General features: G+C 44.8%; 2 tRNA genes and 2 rRNA genes (1 of these 4 cut by a window edge). All 4 read right to left on the bottom strand.

From position 1 onward, the window contains the following. Positions 1-343 (bottom strand): 23S ribosomal RNA (locus QGM60_RS17970) (it extends 2,473 nt beyond the left edge of the window). Positions 344-466: 123 nt separating this feature from the next. Next, positions 467-540, bottom strand: a tRNA-Ala gene (locus QGM60_RS17975). Between the two features lie 77 nt (positions 541-617). Further along, positions 618-691 (bottom strand) — tRNA-Ile (locus QGM60_RS17980). Positions 692-776: 85 nt separating this feature from the next. Next, positions 777-2,302 (bottom strand): 16S ribosomal RNA (locus tag QGM60_RS17985). Together the 16S and 23S rRNA genes with 2 tRNA genes alongside form the textbook arrangement of a ribosomal RNA operon. Between the last annotated feature and the right edge of the window lie 358 nt (positions 2,303-2,660).

A 2,660-nucleotide genomic window follows, 5' to 3' on the forward strand; every position in this document is an offset into this window, starting at 1 on the left:
CTCTGGCCTGTCTTTCCAAACAGTTCTAGTTCATTATAGATCGAATATTGCAGTCCTACAACCCCAATATTGCCGTAACAACATTGGTTTGGGCTAATCCGCGTTCGCTCGCCACTACTAGCGGAATCACTTTTGTTTTCTTCTCCTCCGGGTACTTAGATGTTTCAGTTCTCCGGGTTCGCTTCCTTTCGGATAACATGTCTTCAACATGCTGGGTTGCCCCATTCGGATATCTGCGGATCAATTTGTATGTGCCAATCCCCGCAGCTTTTCGCAGCTTATCACGTCCTTCATCGCCTCTGAGAGCCTAGGCATTCCCCATACGCTCTTACTTAGCTTATTGTACTTTTGTCTTTTTAATGAGTTATAATTGCTCGTTACAATTATTAATTTTATTAAATATTTCTATCTAATTTTCATGTATCTTTTTTCAATATGTCAATGAACTTTTGGTCTTCTGACCTTGTGGAGAATACCGGAGTCGAACCGGTGACCTCCTGCGTGCAAGGCAGGCGCTCTAGCCAGCTGAGCTAATTCCCCATATACTAGTAGTTAGTATATAGTAGTTAGTAGTTAGTCTAACTACCCACTCAACTTCTAGAATTTCCTTTAATTAGTAGTCTCAGGCAGACTCGAACTGCCGACCTCTACATTATCAGTGTAGCGCTCTAACCAGCTGAGCTATGAGACTCTACTTAATTATTGATATCTTAAATTAACAGCAAAAGAACAAACTATCTATTTCCTTTTTTTTCCTCTTAGTCGTCTTTCTCTAGAAAGGAGGTGTTCCAGCCGCACCTTCCGGTACGGCTACCTTGTTACGACTTAGCCCTAGTTACCGATTTTACCCTAGGCCGCTCCTTGCGGTGACGGACTTCAGGCACTCCCAGCTTCCATGGCTTGACGGGCGGTGTGTACAAGGCCCGGGAACGTATTCACCGCATCATGGCTGATATGCGATTACTAGCGATTCCAGCTTCACGGAGTCGAGTTGCAGACTCCGATCCGAACTGTGATAGGGTTTATAGATTCGCTCCTTCTCGCGAAGTGGCTGCTCTCTGTCCCTACCATTGTAGCACGTGTGTAGCCCAGGACGTAAGGGCCGTGATGATTTGACGTCATCCCCACCTTCCTCACGGTTTGCACCGGCAGTCTTGCTAGAGTTCCCGACATTACTCGCTGGCAACTAACAACAGGGGTTGCGCTCGTTATAGGACTTAACCTGACACCTCACGGCACGAGCTGACGACAACCATGCAGCACCTTGTAAGTAGTCCGAAGAAAGATCTATCTCTAAATCATGCAACTTACATTTAAGCCCTGGTAAGGTTCCTCGCGTATCATCGAATTAAACCACATGCTCCACCGCTTGTGCGGGCCCCCGTCAATTCCTTTGAGTTTCATTCTTGCGAACGTACTCCCCAGGTGGGTCACTTATCACTTTCGCTTAGCCACCCAGACCGAAGTCCGGACAGCTAGTGACCATCGTTTACGGCGTGGACTACCGGGGTATCTAATCCCGTTCGCTCCCCACGCTTTCGTCCATCAGTGTCAATATATCGTTAGTAATCTGCCTTCGCAATTGGTATTCTATGTAATATCTATGCATTTCACCGCTACACTACATATTCTAACTACTTCACGATAATTCAAGATGACCAGTATCAAAGGCAATTCTACAGTTGAGCTGCAGGATTTCACCTCTGACTTAATCATCCACCTACGAACCCTTTAAACCCAATGATTCCGGATAACGCTCGGATCCTCCGTATTACCGCGGCTGCTGGCACGGAGTTAGCCGATCCTTATTCTTACGGTACCGTCAGCCATCTACACGTAGATGGGTTTCTTCCCGTATAAAAGCAGTTTACAACCCATAGGGCAGTCTTCCTGCACGCGGCATGGCTGGATCAGGCTCTCGCCCATTGTCCAATATTCCTCACTGCTGCCTCCCGTAGGAGTCTGGTCCGTGTCTCAGTACCAGTGTGGGGGATCCCCCTCTCAGGGCCCCTATCTATCGTCGCCATGGTGCGCCGTTACCGCACCATCTAGCTAATAGAACGCATACTCATCTTTTACCGCCGAAACTTTAATTTCAATAACATGCGAAATTGAAATACTATGGGGTATTAATCTTCATTTCTAAAGGCTATCCCCCCGTAAAAGGTAGATTGTATACGCGTTACGCACCCGTGCGCCACTCGTCAGCAAAAAAGCAAGCTTTTTCCTGTTACCGTTCGACTTGCATGTGTTAGGCCTGCCGCTAGCGTTCATCCTGAGCCAGGATCAAACTCTTCATCGTTAAATCTTAAATATTATTTAACAACTAATAGGAATTTTTCAGTACTCAAAATGGTTTGTTCTCTTGTTTTAAACCAACCGTTTCCAGTTGATTTTTACGCTGTCAATTCAATATGTTAATGAACTTTTCTTTACTTTCTCTTAACGTTGTTTCGCTAAGCGGGTGCAAATATAAAACCCTTTTTTCATTCCCGCAACATCTTTTTAATTTTTTTTAAAAAATTTTTTCGATGTGCTTTTTTATGGAAATGAACTTCTGAAACTTGCCTCTCGGGACGTCTGTTTCGGGGCGCAAATATATAACCCTTTTCCTTATTCACAACTACTTTTTTAATCTTTTTTTAATCTTTTTTACAATT

The organism is Winogradskyella sp. SYSU M77433 (genome assembly GCF_029911945.1).
Classification (GTDB): Bacteria; Bacteroidota; Bacteroidia; order Flavobacteriales; family Flavobacteriaceae; genus Winogradskyella.